The organism is Heliobacterium chlorum (assembly GCF_014502795.1).
Classification (GTDB): Bacteria; Bacillota; Desulfitobacteriia; order Heliobacteriales; family Heliobacteriaceae; genus Heliobacterium; species Heliobacterium chlorum.
Genome location: NZ_JACVHF010000010.1, coordinates 12169 through 29626, shown reverse-complemented (window position 1 = coordinate 29626; position 17458 = coordinate 12169). Strand labels below are relative to the sequence as shown.

16 protein-coding genes are annotated in these 17458 nt (G+C 44.0%); 7 read left to right on the top strand and 9 right to left on the bottom strand.

The window, feature by feature from the left end:
* Positions 1-4: 4 nt before the first annotated feature.
* The 4 genes from H1S01_RS10845 to H1S01_RS10830 all read left to right on the top strand — a co-directional run bounded on the left by H1S01_RS10845 (position 5) and on the right by H1S01_RS10830 (position 4879).
* Entirely contained in the window at positions 5-307 is a 303-nt protein-coding gene (locus H1S01_RS10845; RefSeq protein ID WP_188040494.1) for an STAS domain-containing protein, read from the top strand.
* 157 nt (positions 308-464) lie between these two features.
* A complete protein-coding gene (gene hydG / locus H1S01_RS10840; protein ID WP_188040492.1) occupies positions 465-1844 on the top strand; it encodes a [FeFe] hydrogenase H-cluster radical SAM maturase HydG in 1380 nt (459 codons plus the stop codon).
* 24 nt (positions 1845-1868) lie between these two features.
* Positions 1869-3191 carry a [FeFe] hydrogenase H-cluster radical SAM maturase HydE gene (gene hydE, locus H1S01_RS10835; protein WP_188040490.1) on the top strand — a complete coding sequence of 441 codons (1323 nt, stop codon included), beginning with the start codon at positions 1869-1871 and terminating at the stop codon, positions 3189-3191.
* A 233-nt stretch (positions 3192-3424) separates the two neighbouring features.
* Entirely contained in the window at positions 3425-4879 is a 1455-nt protein-coding gene (locus H1S01_RS10830; protein ID WP_188040488.1) for a 4Fe-4S dicluster domain-containing protein, read from the top strand.
* 91 nt (positions 4880-4970) lie between these two features.
* Here the strand turns inward: H1S01_RS10830 and H1S01_RS10825 are convergent, their stop codons facing one another.
* The 3 genes from H1S01_RS10825 to H1S01_RS10815 form a co-directional block, all read right to left on the bottom strand.
* On the bottom strand, positions 4971-5774 hold the full coding sequence (locus tag H1S01_RS10825) for an NlpC/P60 family protein (protein ID WP_188040486.1): 804 nt from the start codon (positions 5772-5774) through the stop codon (positions 4971-4973).
* 195 nt (positions 5775-5969) lie between these two features.
* Positions 5970-6704, bottom strand: a complete 735-nt coding sequence (locus H1S01_RS10820) for a DUF4247 domain-containing protein (protein ID WP_188040485.1) — start codon at positions 6702-6704, stop codon at positions 5970-5972.
* A 198-nt stretch (positions 6705-6902) separates the two neighbouring features.
* A complete protein-coding gene (locus H1S01_RS10815) occupies positions 6903-7136 on the bottom strand; it encodes a DUF805 domain-containing protein (RefSeq protein ID WP_188040484.1) in 234 nt (77 codons plus the stop codon).
* Positions 7137-7616: 480 nt separating this feature from the next.
* Between H1S01_RS10815 and H1S01_RS10810 the strand changes: the two genes are divergently transcribed.
* Complete coding sequence (locus tag H1S01_RS10810) at positions 7617-7931, top strand: YbjQ family protein (protein WP_188040483.1); 315 nt, start codon at positions 7617-7619, stop codon at positions 7929-7931.
* A gap of 137 nt (positions 7932-8068) precedes the next feature.
* Positions 8069-8677: a DUF2238 domain-containing protein gene (locus tag H1S01_RS10805; protein ID WP_188040482.1), complete on the top strand. Its 609-nt coding sequence runs from the start codon at positions 8069-8071 to the stop codon at positions 8675-8677.
* Between the two features lie 87 nt (positions 8678-8764).
* On the opposite strand, the gene H1S01_RS10800 is transcribed toward H1S01_RS10805, so the two are convergent.
* The 4 genes from H1S01_RS10800 to H1S01_RS10785 all read right to left on the bottom strand — a co-directional run bounded on the left by H1S01_RS10800 (position 8765) and on the right by H1S01_RS10785 (position 11060).
* Positions 8765-9454, bottom strand: coding sequence for an MCP four helix bundle domain-containing protein (locus H1S01_RS10800; RefSeq protein WP_188040481.1), 690 nt, complete (start codon positions 9452-9454; stop codon positions 8765-8767).
* Positions 9455-9892: 438 nt separating this feature from the next.
* A complete protein-coding gene (locus H1S01_RS10795) occupies positions 9893-10306 on the bottom strand; it encodes a phBC6A51 family helix-turn-helix protein (RefSeq protein ID WP_188040476.1) in 414 nt (137 codons plus the stop codon).
* Between the two features lie 145 nt (positions 10307-10451).
* Complete coding sequence (locus tag H1S01_RS10790) at positions 10452-10670, bottom strand: hypothetical protein (protein WP_188040474.1); 219 nt, start codon at positions 10668-10670, stop codon at positions 10452-10454.
* A gap of 60 nt (positions 10671-10730) precedes the next feature.
* Positions 10731-11060, bottom strand: a complete 330-nt coding sequence (locus H1S01_RS10785) for a thermonuclease family protein (protein WP_188040473.1) — start codon at positions 11058-11060, stop codon at positions 10731-10733.
* 808 nt (positions 11061-11868) lie between these two features.
* Here H1S01_RS10785 and H1S01_RS10780 point away from each other — a divergent pair.
* On the top strand, positions 11869-12627 hold the full coding sequence (locus tag H1S01_RS10780; protein ID WP_188040472.1) for an MBL fold metallo-hydrolase: 759 nt from the start codon (positions 11869-11871) through the stop codon (positions 12625-12627).
* A 50-nt stretch (positions 12628-12677) separates the two neighbouring features.
* Here the strand turns inward: H1S01_RS10780 and H1S01_RS10775 are convergent, their stop codons facing one another.
* The gene (locus tag H1S01_RS10775) at positions 12678-13352 is read right to left on the bottom strand and encodes a DNA-methyltransferase (protein ID WP_188040471.1); all 675 of its coding nucleotides are present in this window, start codon (positions 13350-13352) and stop codon (positions 12678-12680) included.
* A 114-nt stretch (positions 13353-13466) separates the two neighbouring features.
* Positions 13467-17417: an SIR2 family NAD-dependent protein deacylase gene (locus H1S01_RS10770; RefSeq protein ID WP_188040470.1), complete on the bottom strand. Its 3951-nt coding sequence runs from the start codon at positions 17415-17417 to the stop codon at positions 13467-13469.
* Positions 17418-17458 lie beyond the last annotated feature (41 nt).

The window sequence follows — 17458 nt, the reverse complement described above, 5'->3', positions numbered from 1 at the left end:
CATCATGATTCAGAACATTGTTGCGGCGAACAATCAGGTAACAGTCACCTTGACTGGAAGTATTTTAGTTACCGAAGCGGCAGAATTGCGAGAAAGACTTCTCCAACATGCCAATCATCATGGCGTCCATTTTCTTATCGATATGCAAGGAGTCAACTTTATCGATAGTTCGGGTCTTGGCGTGCTTGTCACCGTCTTAAAACGAGCCCGACAAGGCGGGGGTGACGTGGTCATCAAGGGAATCCACGGGGTTGTTAAGGAAGTTTTTGAGTTGACACGACTCAACCGGGTTTTTCAAATCATTTAGAAGTAGATGAGAGACAGTAAAAGCCGATGCGTTCGCTACCCGGACGCCCGGCTTTTATTGTTAAAACAAGCAAGAAAAATTAATCTTCATGGCGATTCTCCACTTTGGTTTATAATAAGCGTGGGCATCTTAAGACCCCGGAGAAAAGAGGTTTTCTATGAGTATTTCATTAACCCCCATCCATGCCGCCCTTGAGCATCCTCTTCCCTTGGATCAGCATTGTTTTGATGAGGTGCTAGCGAAAGCTCGGGAAAAGAAGGGTTTGTCGCTCCGAGAAACTGCGTTTCTCTTATCGATATCGAACCCCGAATGGCGGTCTGCCCTTTTTGCTGAAGCCGGAAAAATTAAAGATGAGATTTATGGGAAGCGAATCGTCCTCTTCGCTCCCCTCTATACGTCAAACCGTTGTATCAACGACTGCCTTTACTGCGGCTTTCGTCGCACCAATAAAGCCTTGGTCCGGAAAAGCCTTACTGTCGAAGAGGTTCGTCTGCAAGCGATGCAGCTGGAAGCGATGGGACATAAGCGGTTGCTGTTAGTGGCCGGGGAACATCCCAAGGAAGCCGCAGCCGCCATTATCGCCCAGATGGTCGAGGCGATTTACAGTTCAACCGATATTCGCCGACTGAATGTAAACTGTGCGCCTTTAAGCATTGATGATTTTCGGATCCTTAGGGATGCCCAAATCGGCACCTATCAACTCTTTCAAGAGACCTATCATCCCGATACGTACGCCTACCTGCACCCGTCCGGTCCAAAAGCGGATTACTTCAACCGCCTAACTGCGATGGACCGAGCCATGGAAGCCGGCATCGACGATGTGGGACTTGGTGTTCTCTTCGGGCTCTATGATCACCGCTTCGAAATCCTGGCCCTCTTGGAACAGGCCCGGCTCTTAGAGGAACGTTATGGCGCCGGACCGCATACCGTCTCTGTTCCCCGATTGAAGCCAGCCTTTGAATCAGCCCTGACCACGGTCCCTCATCCAATCAGTGATGAATCCTTTAAACAAATCGTCGCCATTCTTCGCCTGGCAATTCCCTATACGGGGCTTATTCTCTCCACACGGGAGTCGGCAGAGCTTCGAAATGAACTTCTCCATCTGGGCATCTCTCAAATCAGTGCGGGCTCTTCCACTACCCCCGGCGGTTACAGCGACCCGACAAAACAGGCAGAAAACCTCGAAACTACAGGAAGCCAGTTTTATCTGGAAGATCATCGCTCCCTGCCGGAAGTAGCGCTTTCCGTCATGGAAAAAGGCTTTATCCCCAGCTTTTGTACGGCTTGCTACCGGAGCGGCCGGACGGGTGAGGATTTTATGGCCTTGGCTAAAACCGGACATATTGCTCAAATGTGCGATCCGAACGCCCTATTGACGTTACAGGAATACCTGCTCGATTACGGAGACGAATCCTTACAGAAAACAGGGTTGGTGTTGATCGATCAAGAGTTGGCCCGTCTTCCAGCGGGAACGGCGGAACGGCTGCGGCAGGGATTGGAACGACTGCGGTGCGGCGAACGAGATATTTATATCTAGCTTGGAAAGGACGTTGCCACATTCATGTTAGATAAAATCCTACCCAAGCAGCCAACGGGTGAGCGATGGATCGTCGTCTTCCCTTCGATGCAGCAAACCTTGCAAGCCCATCAGCTGATGGAGTCTTCCGGCGTACAGGGCGACTTTATTCCCACTCCAAAAGGGTTCGGACCTGTCTGCACGACGGCCATCGTCTTTTCAGGATTCCACGGTCCAGAAGTGCAGGAACTGCTTTCGAACCACCGATTAACTCCACAGGCGCTGGAACCTTGGCGTTCCGTCCCTCCTGGTGAGGCTTGGCAGAAAGCTCTGGAGCAAGTGGAAACAGCCGCTTACGGCGACCTGTTGAACCAAGCGCGGGAACTGAAAGCTCCTAGCCTGGAAGAAGTTGTACAGCTTCTTTCCCCTCCCACTCCGGCTGATCATCGAGCCCTACAAGGGGCCGCCGATGCTTTGCGCCAAGAAACGTTGGGTGATGTCGTTGACATTCGGGGTGCGGTGGAATTTGGCAATCGGTGCCGCAAGAACTGTCATTACTGCGGGCTCCGCAAGGAGAATCATAGACTGTCCCGTTACCGTATGGACAACGAAGCCATTCTCGCTGCAGTCGGTGACGTTTACGCCTTGGGGATTCGGACAGTCATCCTACAATCAGGGGAAGAACTGCCAGAGGCCACAGAATCGCTGGTAGAACTGATCAAGTCTATCAAAAAACAGTTCGGTCTGAGGATCACCTTAAGCTTGGGGGAGCGCTCCTTCGAAGATTACCGGGCTTTTCGCCGGGCAGGAGCGAACAACTACCTCCTCCGGATCGAGACGACCGATCCGGAAGTTTTCGAACGAGTCCATCCTGACGACGATCTGCAAGAGCGAAAACAGCACCTCCTCTGGCTCCGGGAAGCAGGTTTTTTGCTGGGAACAGGCGGAATCGTCGGTCTGCCCGGTCAAAAGGTAGCCAGCATAGCCCAAGACATCCTGTACTGGCGCGATCTGGGTGCCAACATGATCGGTGTCGGTCCTTTTCTCCCCGCCGAGCACACTCCTTTAGAAAATCACCCGCCTGGCGATCTAGATCTGACTCTGCGTGCCGTCGCGGTCACCCGTCTTCTCTGCGGCCGCGCCTTCATTCCTGCCACCACTTCTCTAGCGACGCTGCATCCCGACGGACAACGATACGCGCTAGAATGGGGTGCAAACTCGATCATGCTGATCAATACACCGGAAACTTACCGAGCCAATTACCACTTGTATCAAAAGAAAGCAAAAGTAGACCTCGACTTCGCTTGCCGTTCTATCAAAGAAGCTGGACGGCAACTTCCCAATTACATTCAAGGAGTTACCTGCTGATAAAGCCAATCGTCCCTTATATCAAACCAATCGCCCATATCCGATCGTCGTTGCCATAATTAAGATTAACATTCCGTGAACAATTGTGACGGCGTGCGGCTTTTTTTTGCTTTTTTCCCAAGAAGAAATCATTGTACTTTGTTACATACATCTTTATAATGATCCGTGCACTATCAAAACTGTTTTTGATTAACGATAAATATATATATGCAGAACCAAAGGAGGACCGGATCATGCCACGAAAATTTGAAACGACTGTTCAACTGCTGCGGCACGAGGTTCTGACTCATGTAGCTAAATTGTCGATGGAAAAAACACTGGATCAGCATAAAGATCTGATTCCCTACATGATTGTAAAAGGAAAAAAGCCTCACTTTCGTTGTTGCGTCTATAAAGAGCGGGCTGTCCTTAAAGAGCGAGTTATCCTCGCTTGCGGCAATGATGTTCGCGGTTCTTCCGGTGGCATCATTCAAGTCATGGAAACGGCTTGTGATGAATGTCCTGTCGAACGGTTCACCGTCACCGAAGCTTGCCGGGGATGTATTGCCCATCCCTGTATGGAAGTTTGTCCGGTGAACGCCATCGGTCAAATCAATCGCAAAGCGATTATCAATCAAGAAAAATGCATCGAGTGCGGCCGTTGTAAACAAGCTTGTCCCTATGGAGCGATTACAGATACACTTCGTCCCTGTGTCAAAGCTTGTCCGGTAAAAGCGATCACGACCGGGGAAGATCGCCTAGCCAAGATCGCCCCCGAGAAGTGTATCAATTGCGGTCAGTGCGCCTATCGTTGTCCTTTTGGTGCCATTTCCGAAAAATCCTTCATCACCCATGTAATCCAAAGCTTGCAGGCGAAAGATCATCCTGTCTATGCGATTGTCGCTCCGGCAGTGGTCGCCCAGTTTCAGGATGCCACCTTGGGACAACTGCGGACAGCGTTGAAGAGAATCGGTTTCTTCGATGTCTATGAAGCGGCACTGGGAGCCGATATGATCATTCCAGAGGAAGCTGCCGAACTGGAAGAAAAAATTCAAGCAGGTTCTTTTCTCACCACTTCCTGCTGTCCCGCTTTTGTTGAAATGATTGAGAAACACTTCCCCGAGTTAAGGGAACATGTTTCTTCTGCCGTATCGCCCATGATCGCTGTGGCGCGGTACCTCAAAGCAAAAACCCCGGAAGCCGAGGTCGTTTTCATCGGCCCTTGCATCGCGAAAAAGGCAGAAACGGTGCGTGAAGACGTAGCCGGCGCCGTTGATTATGCACTGACCTTTGAGGAACTGCTAGCGATACTCTCCGCTTCGGAGATCGATCCGGCTCAGTGTGAAGAAAATCACCGGGAGGAAACGTCCCCCTTTGGACGTGCCTTCGCTCGTTCCGGCGGGGTGACCCAAGCGGTCATTCAGTCTCTGAAGGAATCCCATAAAGATATTGCCGTGAAGCCGCTCAAATGTAACGGTGCCGAAGAGTGTATCAAAGCGCTACGCATCGCCAAGGCTGGAAAACTTCCAGAAAACTTCATCGAGGGGATGGCATGTATCAACGGGTGCATCGGAGGTCCGGCAGCCTTAAATCATTCCCCGAAAGCAAAAGTGCTCGTAGACAAGTTCAGTCAGGAAGCACAGACGAAGACGATTCAAGAAGTAACTACAACGGTGAAAGATGTAAGCATTTCCCTCCACCGTGATTAATTCACTATGTCACCTAGACGAAGACCCGCCAGCCTTTCTTGAAAAGGCGGCGGGTCTTTTTTCATTGCTGACAAAAGATCTTCTTATTCAGTTAATGGATAGCGGCTGTGCTGCCTTGGCCGGGCATGATCACAGGTTTTTGTGGAGGCAGTTGATACTTCTTCGGGATCACCGGCGCTTTTGCTGTGTGTCCGGCGATAGTTTTACCAGGTGTCCAGGAGCCTTCCGGCAGTACTCGTTGTACCGTAAACAAGTTGCTCCCCCACCAATATCGAACATCATTGACGATACCGATGGCGGTCGGGTTCTTACTATCGGCAGTGCTGATGACTGCAGGTTGTCCATCGATCATCCCCATGTAGATAGCCACATGACTGATATATTTCTTACCGTTGGCGTCTGTTTTCCAATAGGTAAAGATATCTCCCGGTCGCAGATTTTCGGTCCCTTTAATGGTCCAGTTCTTTCCCTCTTTGGCCGCATATACGCCTGTAACTCGTTTGCCTACGGTGCCATAGTTTTTGGCAGTCGTCGTAATATCGAAACCGAAGTCACCATATATGAGGGATACAAAGTTGGAACAGTCTACGATCCCATAATCTTTATAGCCTTTATATTGATGTCCGTACACCATATAGCCTTGGTCCATGTACCAGATGGCCCGCTCGACCAACTGATCAGCTAAACTGCCGTCAATGGAAGCGTACGATTGTCGCCATTTCGCCACTTTGGTTACTTCATCTTTTTGGTAGTCATCAATGTACTCTTTGTACTTCGCAATCGCCTGGGATGTAGAATACCTCGCCCAAAAGGCATCGGCACTGTGGATCCCACTCGTCAAAAATAGAGAAACCGCAATGAAACCGGTGATGATTGTCGTAATCGTTTTTCTCATTCTCGTCCTCCGTTTTTTAAATTGACGCTCCTTTTTACAAGGAGGTTATCTATAACATTCGTTAGGACGGTTGGTTAGTTGAGGGTGTCCGATAACGTAGCCATATTAGGATTGTTTTTCAGGAGCATGAAAAAAGGAGTGAAGTTGATTCTTCACCCCCTAGAGACGAGCTTTAAACGCTGTAGCCGTGTCAAATCATTTTCGTTTCACAGAACCGACACCACTCGATGTAGACGGTTTCGATGGAACCGATGAAGTGGTTTTCGGAGGACTGGAGACAGTGCTTTTCGATGATGTAGATCCACTTACGCTTGACGGTACTGACTCTGCCGGTGTCGATGTGGTATCGGTCGATTTTCGTGTCACTGTACCTGTGCCGGACGATGTGGTCGGTTTGACGGTCGTTCCGTCTATTTTTCCTTTTGAACTGTCACTAGAAGTACCGTAAACACTGCTTTTTGTCGGGAAGGGGTAGCTGTTATTCGGCGTGTATGATGGCGTACTGTATGGTGAAGGGCTCGATCCGAAAATTCGTTCCAGCGTATTACCAAGTAAATAGCCCTGCCAAAAACCGCTGCTCGTGTGTTCTTTAACAAACTGAACAGAGCTTACATTCACCAAACTATCTTGTGGGAGATTGGCATCTTTCGTAACGGTGATGATCGAATTATTATTGTACAACAAGACCATTTTGTCATCGTTGTAGGCCGATTGTTCATTTGGCTTTTCTGCGCTGACGATGGCTGTGGCCACTTCACCGACTGGCGTCTGTGCGGCTCGGTACGTTTTGGAAGATGAACCGGTACCATCTTGTTGCGCCGCTTCGAGACTATAGTGTTGGGATATAAAATCGGCAGCTTTCTGTTGCCCGCAACCCGTCAACAATAACATAAAAATGAGACAAAAAGAGAGCATCCATGACTTTTTCATGCACGACCACACTCATTTCTAAGCACCTTATTTATCGGCCGAAGGCCTTGAGCCAATGAACTTTATGCACTAATTATACCTAAGCGGAACGCGATAGAGAATACAAAGGCGGAGAAATTTTCTTCCAGGACGATTCGGTCACAAAAAAAGCGACCTGCGGTGAATGATGTTTCACCGCAGGTCGCCTTTTTCATGTTTTTATTGAGGTCCGAATTCGTAGGGCTGTTTTTGCTGTCTCAAGGCTGGCCAATCAGCAAAGGCTAAGACGAATAATACGATGATGTTGACGATAGGAATAATCAACAGCAAACTATACCACGGCGAAAATCCGGCTTTACTGAATATTTTCCAAAAGGGTACGATGGCAATCACAATCCCCAGTAATCCCATGATGGATCCAAGGAGTCCTGAAAAAAGGCCATAATCGTGCATCCCTACCACCTCCACAGATTTTAAGCAAGTCACCCTTCTCGATCTTATTACTACAAGTGCTAAGTTATGCGTAAGGCGAACGACCAAACTCGCTTTTCTGTTCAACCAAAAGGCGGTAAAAAAACCTAGGGTTATATCACCTGGACTGTTCTACAATAAAATGTCCTAAGGATCGTTTGGTTAAAATAGTGTAAAATACAGATAAATTAGACTATGAACGCGAGGGATTCAAGCGAGTAAGACTTCTCATCGCCGGGGACGCAATGCTTGTGATGGATGGTCAGTTGATGGGTCCTACTCCCCAGTACACCAAAAATATTACGGAAGCTCTTACTTCGCTCAGGAAGCTCACCGCGTACGATATCGAACGGGTTATCTGTTTTCATGGTGGGTTGTATGAAGGTAATGTAAATCAACGTATTGGTGAGATAACTAAAATGTAAGTAAGCCGCCTTACTTGATGAAAGGAGGATCATTAAGATGATCGTTATCACTACAAATAACGTAGAGGGCCGGGTAATCACTGATTATCTCGGGGTTGTTGCTGGGGAAGCTATTATGGGGGCTAACGTGGTCAGGGACTTTTTCGCCAGCATCACCGACGTTATTGGCGGTAGGTCAGGCGCATATGAAAGTAAACTAAACGAAGCTCGCCATATCGCCATGCGTGAAATGCAGGAACGAGCTGCCCGACTCGGTGCTGATGCAGTGATCGGCATCGATCTCGATTATGAGGTCATCCGCGAAGGAATGCTGATGGTCGCTGCAAGTGGAACAGCAGTAAAACTTCGATAGGCACCTTTTCAGTCACCCTTTTTCTTTATCGATTTGGTAAGGAGCTAGGGTGATTTTCTTTCTCGATTTACAAAAAAAGAATAGGAACTGGATAAATTTACTCTGTCTGGGTAAACCCTATGAAGGGAGGGATGATCTTGGATCCTTGGCATCTCGGTTTTTTCGTAACGGTAGTGGCAATGTTTTTTTGGTCGGCAATAAAACCTGCGAGTTATCTGATGTGGATGATGGAAATTGCACCGTTGCTAGCGGGATTGGTGCTATTGGTGGTGACATACCGACGCTTGACGTTGACTACGCTTTGTTATGGGCTGCTCGCGGTTAGTTTTATCTGGGGCGCTATCGGTGGGCACTACGGTTTTACTCACGTTCCTTTTTTTGATTGGTTACGGGAACATTACCATCTTCAGCGAAATCACTTTGATCGGGTGGGTCATTTCATCCAGGGGGCAACGGTAACGATGGTGGCGCGAGAGTTGTTACTGCGCTTGACGCCGATGAAGGCAGGATGGCTCCTCACGGGTTATGTACTATCGATAGGAATGGCATTGAGTATGTCCTATGAAATCTTTGAATGGGCTGTGGCAGCACTGAGGCTGCCTATGTCCGTTGAGTTTGTCGGGATGCAGGGGGACTTTTGGGATGCCCAGTGGGATATGTTTTTAGGTCTAGTCGGTTCAGTGTTAGCTCTCGTTTCGTTATCTCCTTTTCAGGACGAGTCTCTTCGCCACCGGTCTCGCTTATGAGCCTACGTAGGAATTTTTGTATTGGTTTCATAAAAAAGCCCGTTACTACAAACGGGCTGACCTGTGTACAAGATTTAGACTCTAAACTTATGTAGGCTTGCTTCCAATTCCACTGACATGGTTAAAAGATTTTGACTTGAAGCCGCGATTTGTTCCATTGTGGCCGATTGTTCTTGGGTCGCAGCAGAAACTGTTTGTGCCTGTTTGGCAGTACCATCGCTGATCTTTGCTATCATTCTGGGCGGATTCGTCAGTTTTACTCTTATATTCTGCTAACTCATTGAGAGAAGCATTTACATCCATCATTAGCGGAGTTGCGTTTTTAGAGAACTCGGCATAGGCGATACTTTTCTGTCCATTTATAGGTAAGTTCAACGCCTTTTGATGCTCCACTCCATAATCATCCAGTTTCTTTTTAATGAGTGTTAGCTTTTCAGATTCAAAAGTATCGAGGTTTGTTGTTTCAAATTCATTCAAAAGGGACATAATTTCTTGAATCTGTTCGTTTATTTTGCTTAATGACACATTCTCTGTATTTTTATCTTGGTCGGTCAACATGATTTTCAATGTTAACTCTTCCACCAATCTGTTGTCGGCCCGTACTTGATTAAGCCATTTTACTGGTAGTAAGCTGTCATGATACATGGCCTGCATGTTTGAGCTTACTACATGGGTGTAACTGTAGCCAACTAACTCTACTCCAAGCATGAAAATACTCATAAGTACGATAAGGCTGATAATTTTTGTAGCCGTACTGAAATTTCGAAACGTTTGCATAGGAAGCCTCCTGTTTTCTTTATCATGCGTCCGCTGTTAATTCATTCTAACCAAGCAATGTGTCTTACTGGTGAACTCGATGTGAACTTTTGTGTATTTTTGTCTATGCTTTTCAAATACTGGATATAGAAGGCCATCCTTCGGCTCAAAGTCCCTCCTTCGATCATTTTGTGAAAGTGATTTTGTTTGCTTTATTTTCTAATCTAAATTCGACGGAATACACTGATATCCTGTGACAAGTAAATGTGTTGGGCTTGGAACCCAAGTAACTGGAGTAATCGTTGTTCTACATATATGATGAGTTTTTTTAGGGATAAGATTGCTTTTTATTGGGTTAGATCGACTGACTCCTCGTCTTTTTCGTCTTCTATTGCAAGGATAGAGGATGAGTTTGCAGATGCAAACCGAATGAGTCTACGTTTAACTTAGGGTCAATGATTACATCTCGGCCAACATCTTCTTCAAGTTATCAATTTCTGCCTCGATCGCTTCGTTGGAACGGTTATCCTCAATCTTGGCCTCGACCTTCTGTACTTCCGTCAAGCGGCCCTGGTTCTTCATCACCAGTTCGATGGCTTTTAACTTGTTCTTCTCGCTTTGACTTCCACGGGCAATGGATTTAAGGCTATTATAGGCTTCGGCAAGGAAGTCCTTCATGGCCAGTTCTGCCACTTCATTCTGGTAGGCAATAAAGTCAGGGTCCTGCTTCCATCGATATAACGTCCGTTCGCCGATACCAGCCTCCTCAGCGATTTGAGCCAACGTCATTTTGTGGACGTCATTGGAGGCGAGTATTTCCGCAGCAAGTCTCTGCGAGCCGTTCAACGCGTATTTCTTTGATTGATCTGACACTAATTCAGTCACCTCGTTTATTTCAGATTTTTATGCCTACATCTAATTCCGAGCGAAGTTGGTGGATTACAAGATTTCGTCACATTAAGGGCAATAAAAAAGCGACATCGTCGATGAATCATCATTCACCACGTGTCGCTCTCCGTTACTCAATATCCCAAGAGTTAATTATTCGCTTTTTATTATTCATTGACGGCCATTCCGTAAAGGCTAAGTAAAATAGCGTAATGATGTTGACTACCGGTATAACCATCAGCAGACTTAACCACGGCGATAAGCCAACTCTGTCGAATATCTTCCAGAAAGGCCAGACGGTGAAGATTCCGGCTAATATCAGGCCTTCAGGCAAACCCATGTTAAACATGTATTAACCTCCTGTTATTTACTGAAATAATAATAACAGGGTATTTACTGCGGGTCGAGTTTATTTCATAAACGGTACTGCCAATCCTTCTGCTACCATCTCGTCATTTACGTTCTTCCCCGCTGCATTCACGACAGCCAGCCAACGTCCGTATTTCTCTTTGCGTACAGAGTTTATCGTAACGGGTTGGCCTTCCAGTTGGTGGGCCAACCACTGTTTAGACAGCTCCCCCACTGTTTTTTCCTCACCATGAACTTCTGGAGCATTCAGGCCATACAGCCGGAATTTCTCTTTTACAATGACATTGAATCCGAGGTCCACTTCCGCTTCAAAGGTATCTCCATCGATCACTCTGGTCACTTTTGCTTTATACGTGTAATTGACGTACATTCACTAGCCCCCTTGATTAGACAAACATAACCGAAATAATAACAGCCTGGACTGGTTAGGTCTAGGCTGTCGTTGACTCCGTTTTTTCTCCGGTAATGTGACAGGTGACTTACAGGGATGTGCACCAGTAACGTCATATACCGTCTTTGCGGCCTGGTTGGTATTATTACGGTGTAGCTTCAGTTGTGTCGTTATGATATAGCTGAAGACTGTAGGTACTGTGGTTACTGTTATCTGTTTACCGGTTTGTAGTTCTTTGATAACTCTATAGCGTTATAGAGACTGTTGTCTTGTTAGTGTCAAAGGTGTTTGACACGGTGACCATGTCAAAGATCACCGACACGGTGTTTTTTGACACGGTATGTTCTTATGGGATATGGCCGTTAAATACAATTAGGAACACAAATCAGCCCGCACTCGCCTCGCCCGGCTGCCGCACGGCCGGGTTGGCAACGTCGTGGTCGACAACGACTCATCAAAATGATGAATGGTGGATGTTTCAGTTCAATCAGATATGCAGTCGGTCCTCGATTATTACTCGATCATTGCGTCGCTTCCTGTGTCCCAACGTGTGGCTCGCAGGCATTATATGAATGGAATTACATTAGCAATGGCTTCTGTTGGCACACGTGGCGTAACAGGCGTGGCCGTGGCGAAGCCGTTTACTCCCGCATGTCAACGAAGTCGGAACAGAGGATTTCGCGTTCATTGCCTGTTAATGGTTTTTCAAACATTAAACAAGAGACTTTAGTTTACTAAAATAGTGTAAAATACAGATACTATTGGACAATGATTGCGAGGGATTGATATGAAAATAGCCGATGGAATAGAAATGCTAAGTATCTCGGCGATGGTTCTGGGAAGGGTTAACACAATATACCCCACATTACTTTATGATAATGAAACAGTTCTACTGGTAGATACAGGATTTCCGGGTCAACTGCCGTTACTTCGGGAAGCTATCGAAAAAGCTGGGATACCTTATGCCAAACTTAATAAAGTAATCATCACACATCAGGACATTGACCATATCGGAAATTTAGCGGCCATTCAGAATGAGTCACCTTATCAAATAGAAGTTTTTTCTAGCGAACAAGAAAAGCCTTTTATTCAAGGTGAGAAACGACTTGTAAAAATGATGAAGCCTGAAGCTATCGAAAAAGCTGTAGAGTCGTTACCTAAAGATTTGCCGGAGGAAATGCGTAAAGCATTTAAGTACACTCTCGAAAATCCTCCTAAAGGTACAATTGACCGGGTTGTAGAGGATGGCCAAATACTGCCGTATTGCGGCGGGATTACAATGATTTTAACTCCAGGACATACACCTGGGCATGTCTGTCTGTATCACCAACCAAGCAAGACGCTAATCGCTGGTGACGCCATGAACTTGATTGATGGTCAATTAACAGGTCCTAACCCTCAATACACAAATAACGTGAATGAAGCCTTTGAGTCATTAAAAAAGCTTAATATGTTTGATATCGAGAGGGTAATCTCTTACCACGGAGGATTATTTCAAGGTAATGTAAATCAGTCTATTGAGGAAATCACTAAAAATAATATTTAGTTTTACTCTGGCCCGTTGCGGTGCGGCGTACTGTTTATAACAAATCCAAATCAAGCCGCTCTCAATACCCTTTCAGTCGCTGCTTCCACGTACTGCTTCTCCACATCAAACGCAATGACCCTTCGCCCCATCCGCTTGGCTGCCACGCAGTCTCCTCCGCTTCCACAGAACGGGACCAAAAGTACATCACCCGGTTGCAACGATTTCTCCATAATCATCTCGGCCAGCTTTACCGGCTTTTGCGTTGGATGGATGTAGGTTACTGCCGGATCGCGAGGCACAGCCCATACGTCGGAAATTCGCTTTCCATTTAAGAGATGTCGGCCCTTCACTGCGAAGATGAGAAACTCATGGGCTGGACTGTAGGCTCCACGAAGATCACCCATTCCCCCGCCGTTCTTTTGCCAGACGATGCAGTTCTTCATGGTGAAGTGTTGGGAGATGCGGTGGTACCACTCGACGTAGACATCCCATCGTGTATAGCAGTAAAAAGCACCACCGTCTTTCAGCACTCGAAAGGCATCACTCAACCAATCGGCCATGATAATGTCGTCGTTCTGGATTGCGGTGAACTTTCGCTTACGGCTACCGCTACGGTAATTAATACCGTATGGTGGATCGGCGATGATGAGGTCAATACTGCTGCCCGGCAATAGTTTGAGACCATCGTTGATGTCCATGTGGTGGATTGTGTCTAACGTTAATTCGCCAATATTTGCTGTCATTGGCCACCGTCCTTGAAAAAAATAAAAGCAGTCCGGCCACGATGGGCTGAACTGCCTGCCTATTCAATAGGTGGGCTGTGGGTGGTGGGGTACAATTAAGATAGTATGCAATACTTAACAATCAGTCTTATCAAATGAGTCGGTGCCAATTAACCAAGCCGTTTTTACTTCAGGAAGGGGGTCCGACAAGCATATCCTTTGCCATTTGAGCAATATGTCCGGTATATCCTCACCATTTCTAATACAATAAAGATATAATGTAAAGGCCAATCTTGCTGCAAGACTACGGTAATTTGGTCGTTCATCAATAGATATTGGTGTATTTCTAGAATAATATCCATTACGCTTTTTAGTTGGCAATTCAGTCTCTAAGGATAAATTTTCCAATGCAGTAAGCAATGAATTAATATTATCTGTAGTAAAGATGGTCGGTATATGTTTGAACAAATATCCAAGTTGTTCAATCAGTATATCCAGACAAGGTTGACTCCTAGCAACGAGACGATTAATTGCTTTGTTTAGCAGTTCACCAGGGGGAGAAGGGATAACGTCGGTTGTACTACAAATAAACCAAGTAACTATACCAAAAATAGAATGCGAAACGATATTCTCAGATGTAGAATCGATACCTCTAATTAATGTATTTTTTATGTCATCGTATAAATTTTTATCAATAATGAGCAATAAAGGGAATGCCAGATTTATGTTCAATCCTATAGTTTGAATTTCTCTAATTAAATCATAAACCATTTTTTGTAGTTTTTCACCAGCTTCAATAATTCTAGGTAATACTACTCTCACCATTATTTTTAGAACTAGTTCATATCTTTCTTTAACATTATCAGAGTCCTTAAAGAACTCAAATTCTTCTTTTGGTTCATTTAACACGTCTTTTAAACTATCTTTTTCTGTTTCCCATAATTCTTTAATTTTTTGAACAATCTTGAATATCTCCTCTGAGTTCCAATCAATTAGACTATTACTACTATCATTAGTTAATGACATAATATTCTTAGTTCCGTATAACAATTCTTCAAGGAACTTGTTTTTGAACCAGAATTGGTCTTCGTCGTAGTCATTGTCTACCATTTTGATTTCTTGCAGAAGATCAGTGTTTAGTATGTATTTTCGAAACAAAGATGCGGCTTTATCATGTTCAGTTTCCGGTAAAAAAAGATATTCATTGTTCTTCCATCCAGTATGAATTGGTAATCCAGTATTCTCATCAACTCTTGACCAAAGTACTCTAGCAAATTCTTCACGTTCTAGGTTCGTCAATGCACCTAATTTATACAGTTTTTCCAGTCGCGTAAGGGCTCTAATTCTAGACAGTTTATTTCCATTTTCCGCTATACTAATTAGCTTTTTTATAGGAATATCCCACGAAGAACGATCCGGGATTACCTCTAACTTAAAATCACTTGAAGACCAATGAATAAGATCGAACGGTTCAACCCAACCTTCTGGAAATCTTACCTCAAAATCGTCAATATCCGGTATAGGAAGTGCGAGTAACTCCGTAATTTTATTAATAATATTATCTTTAGGCAAAGCAAAAAAAATCCTTTGAAACAGAATACCAATACAATCGTGTAAATATTGTTTTTGTCTTACGATTGGCATTTTGTACATCTCTATTGTTAGCTCTAACAATTCTTCTAGTTTCTTTGTGGAAAATCGGAAGGAAAGCCTAGATATAATTTCGGATATAATGCTTAACTTGTTTTTAGAATAATTATATCCAAATGAGAACTGAGGAGCACTTTTTGATAGTCGATGAATTGACTGTTTTAAGGTAGCGAGAAAAAGCTCTCCGAGATGTTGAACATCTTCTTCTGATAAAGTTGCAACTTGTACTCTATCAAATTGTTCTTTAATTCTTTCATCGGCATCTATTCTAATTAATGAAATTAAAGACCAAAGCGGTGAAGAAGAAGAAATCCATGTAGCAGCATTAATCATAGAGTTTGTAAACTCTATATCAGCTCCGCAACTAATGGGCATTGCACCATTCTCTTGTAGCCTTAAAAAAGCAAAACCCGGTCTCATTTCGTCTATTAAAGAAAGTCTAGAGTAATACTTGAGTGACTGTACTATCCTTCCGGGATCGAACTCTCGTTTTGTTTTTATTTCTGTTGTAGGTGGAGAGTTTTTTAATATTGATTCTAGTTCCCGAATCTCTATAGTAGGATTACACTTATAGGCCCCAAGTTTATCCCATCTATCGCCGTAATTAACAAAATACTTATCTTGACTAGCAGTTTTTCCATCTTTAATCGACTTTAATAATAACATCGCCCATCCTTCTTGTGACAATAAAGAATAGTCAACTGTATAAGGTTGAATCCGAGTACGTATGGTGTTAAGAGCAGCCTGAGTAACTTTCTCAGCGTCTTTAAACTCATTTATTTCGGCGAGAATCGCAGCTCGTTTTACCTCCCAAAAAGGAAGTTCTGGGGTACTATTCCATAACTCTAAAGTTTCTATAAGTTTATTTTGGTCTAAACTATAGATTGCGAAAAGACATTCCTCATAGAACCAACGTAATTGCCATTCTGTATTCTGTTTTACAACCTGTTTAATCAACTCCATTAATTTGCGAAAACGGGTATTATCTAAATCCTTTCTTGCCTCACGAACTAATGCAAAAACTAGCTCCACCCAGTTTGAGCATATATCTGTCCAATTAAGATCTTTATAAATATTATTATCTGGTCTTATTGATGCGTTTTCAGAGGAAATTAAATTAGGGAATGGATTATATTCGTCTATTACTTCCGTTATTTTCTCGCACCAATCACTAAAGAGTGGGACTAAAGATTTTTCCAAACGCCAAGTTAACTCATAAAGTAACAACAAATCTTCTGGAGTAACTAATTTATCAATATTATTAATTATTGGCTCGATCCATTTCTCAGTATATTTCCATAATCTTTCCCTAACTTCTTTTGGTGCCACTTCCCATCCGGGATATTCTAATCGATTTTGCCTCCAGATACTAAATATTTTTCTTAAATCATTACTTGTAACAACGGCATTTTGGGGATTAGGTGGGTTTAGATAAGATTCTGAGGATGGTCCTTGTGGAATAAAAGGTAAGTCGTCAGTCTTTTTTCGTAAATAAGATTTTGTAAGATCTGGCCATCTAAGTAAATTAGGTGGTTCTCCGTATACCAAATTTAATAAAAACCATTCTATAGCTTTTTGATGTCTGACCGAATAATCCGGCCATTCTATCTCATTGAAAATCGAAGACAAATCTATCGGAACTATATTCTTACCTTCTAGAACTCGTCTTTGGGAAGAAGATAAATTTAACAGACCACATAGATATATTGGAGGTGTGGCTTTACCCAAGTTATCTCTAACCCACCCTGTCCAATATAAGAAGTTCGGGTCATCTCCGGAAAATCCAATTAAACAAAGAACATTTTCCATAATAGACTGTTGAATTAAATTAACGAACGGGGCAAATTTATTTGGATAAGTTCGATAATCTTCTTCCGTAACAATAAACGGTCTTTGTGAGGGAAAACTGCCATGTAACTTTACTATTCGTGGTCTCATACTTCCGGGAATATCTGAAGGAGTAAGAACTAGATCATATTTTCTTTCATGTATCGCCGGGCGAGTTCTCTCGAGTAATGTGTCATAGTTAGTAGTAAAAATATCTGACCATGGTAAAGACAAAAGCAACTTATGAATGTAACCAGGAACATAATGTTCATCTGGTATCGTTTTAATTAATAATTCGTCGAGAGCAGTTCTTCCAAAAATAGTCTCATATTCATTAGCTAATTTTAAGGCACCCCCTCCGGATATTGTTCTTAGTCTATGATCCTTTCTTTCCGTTTCAGTAAATTGATTACTAGGATACAATGATGAATACATTTTATCGGCTAGATCTAACCATAATGGATACGAATTTGTGCTAGGTAAGATTTTATTTGCATTTTTACTAAAACCTGCACCTATCATTACAGCGGCTTGACCGAATTCTCGCCCGCACCATAAACGTTTTCTAATCTGTTCTATATGTGGTTGGATTTCGAATATAGCCCTCATTCAAAAAACCTCCAATGCGATAAATCCGAGCAAATAATTCA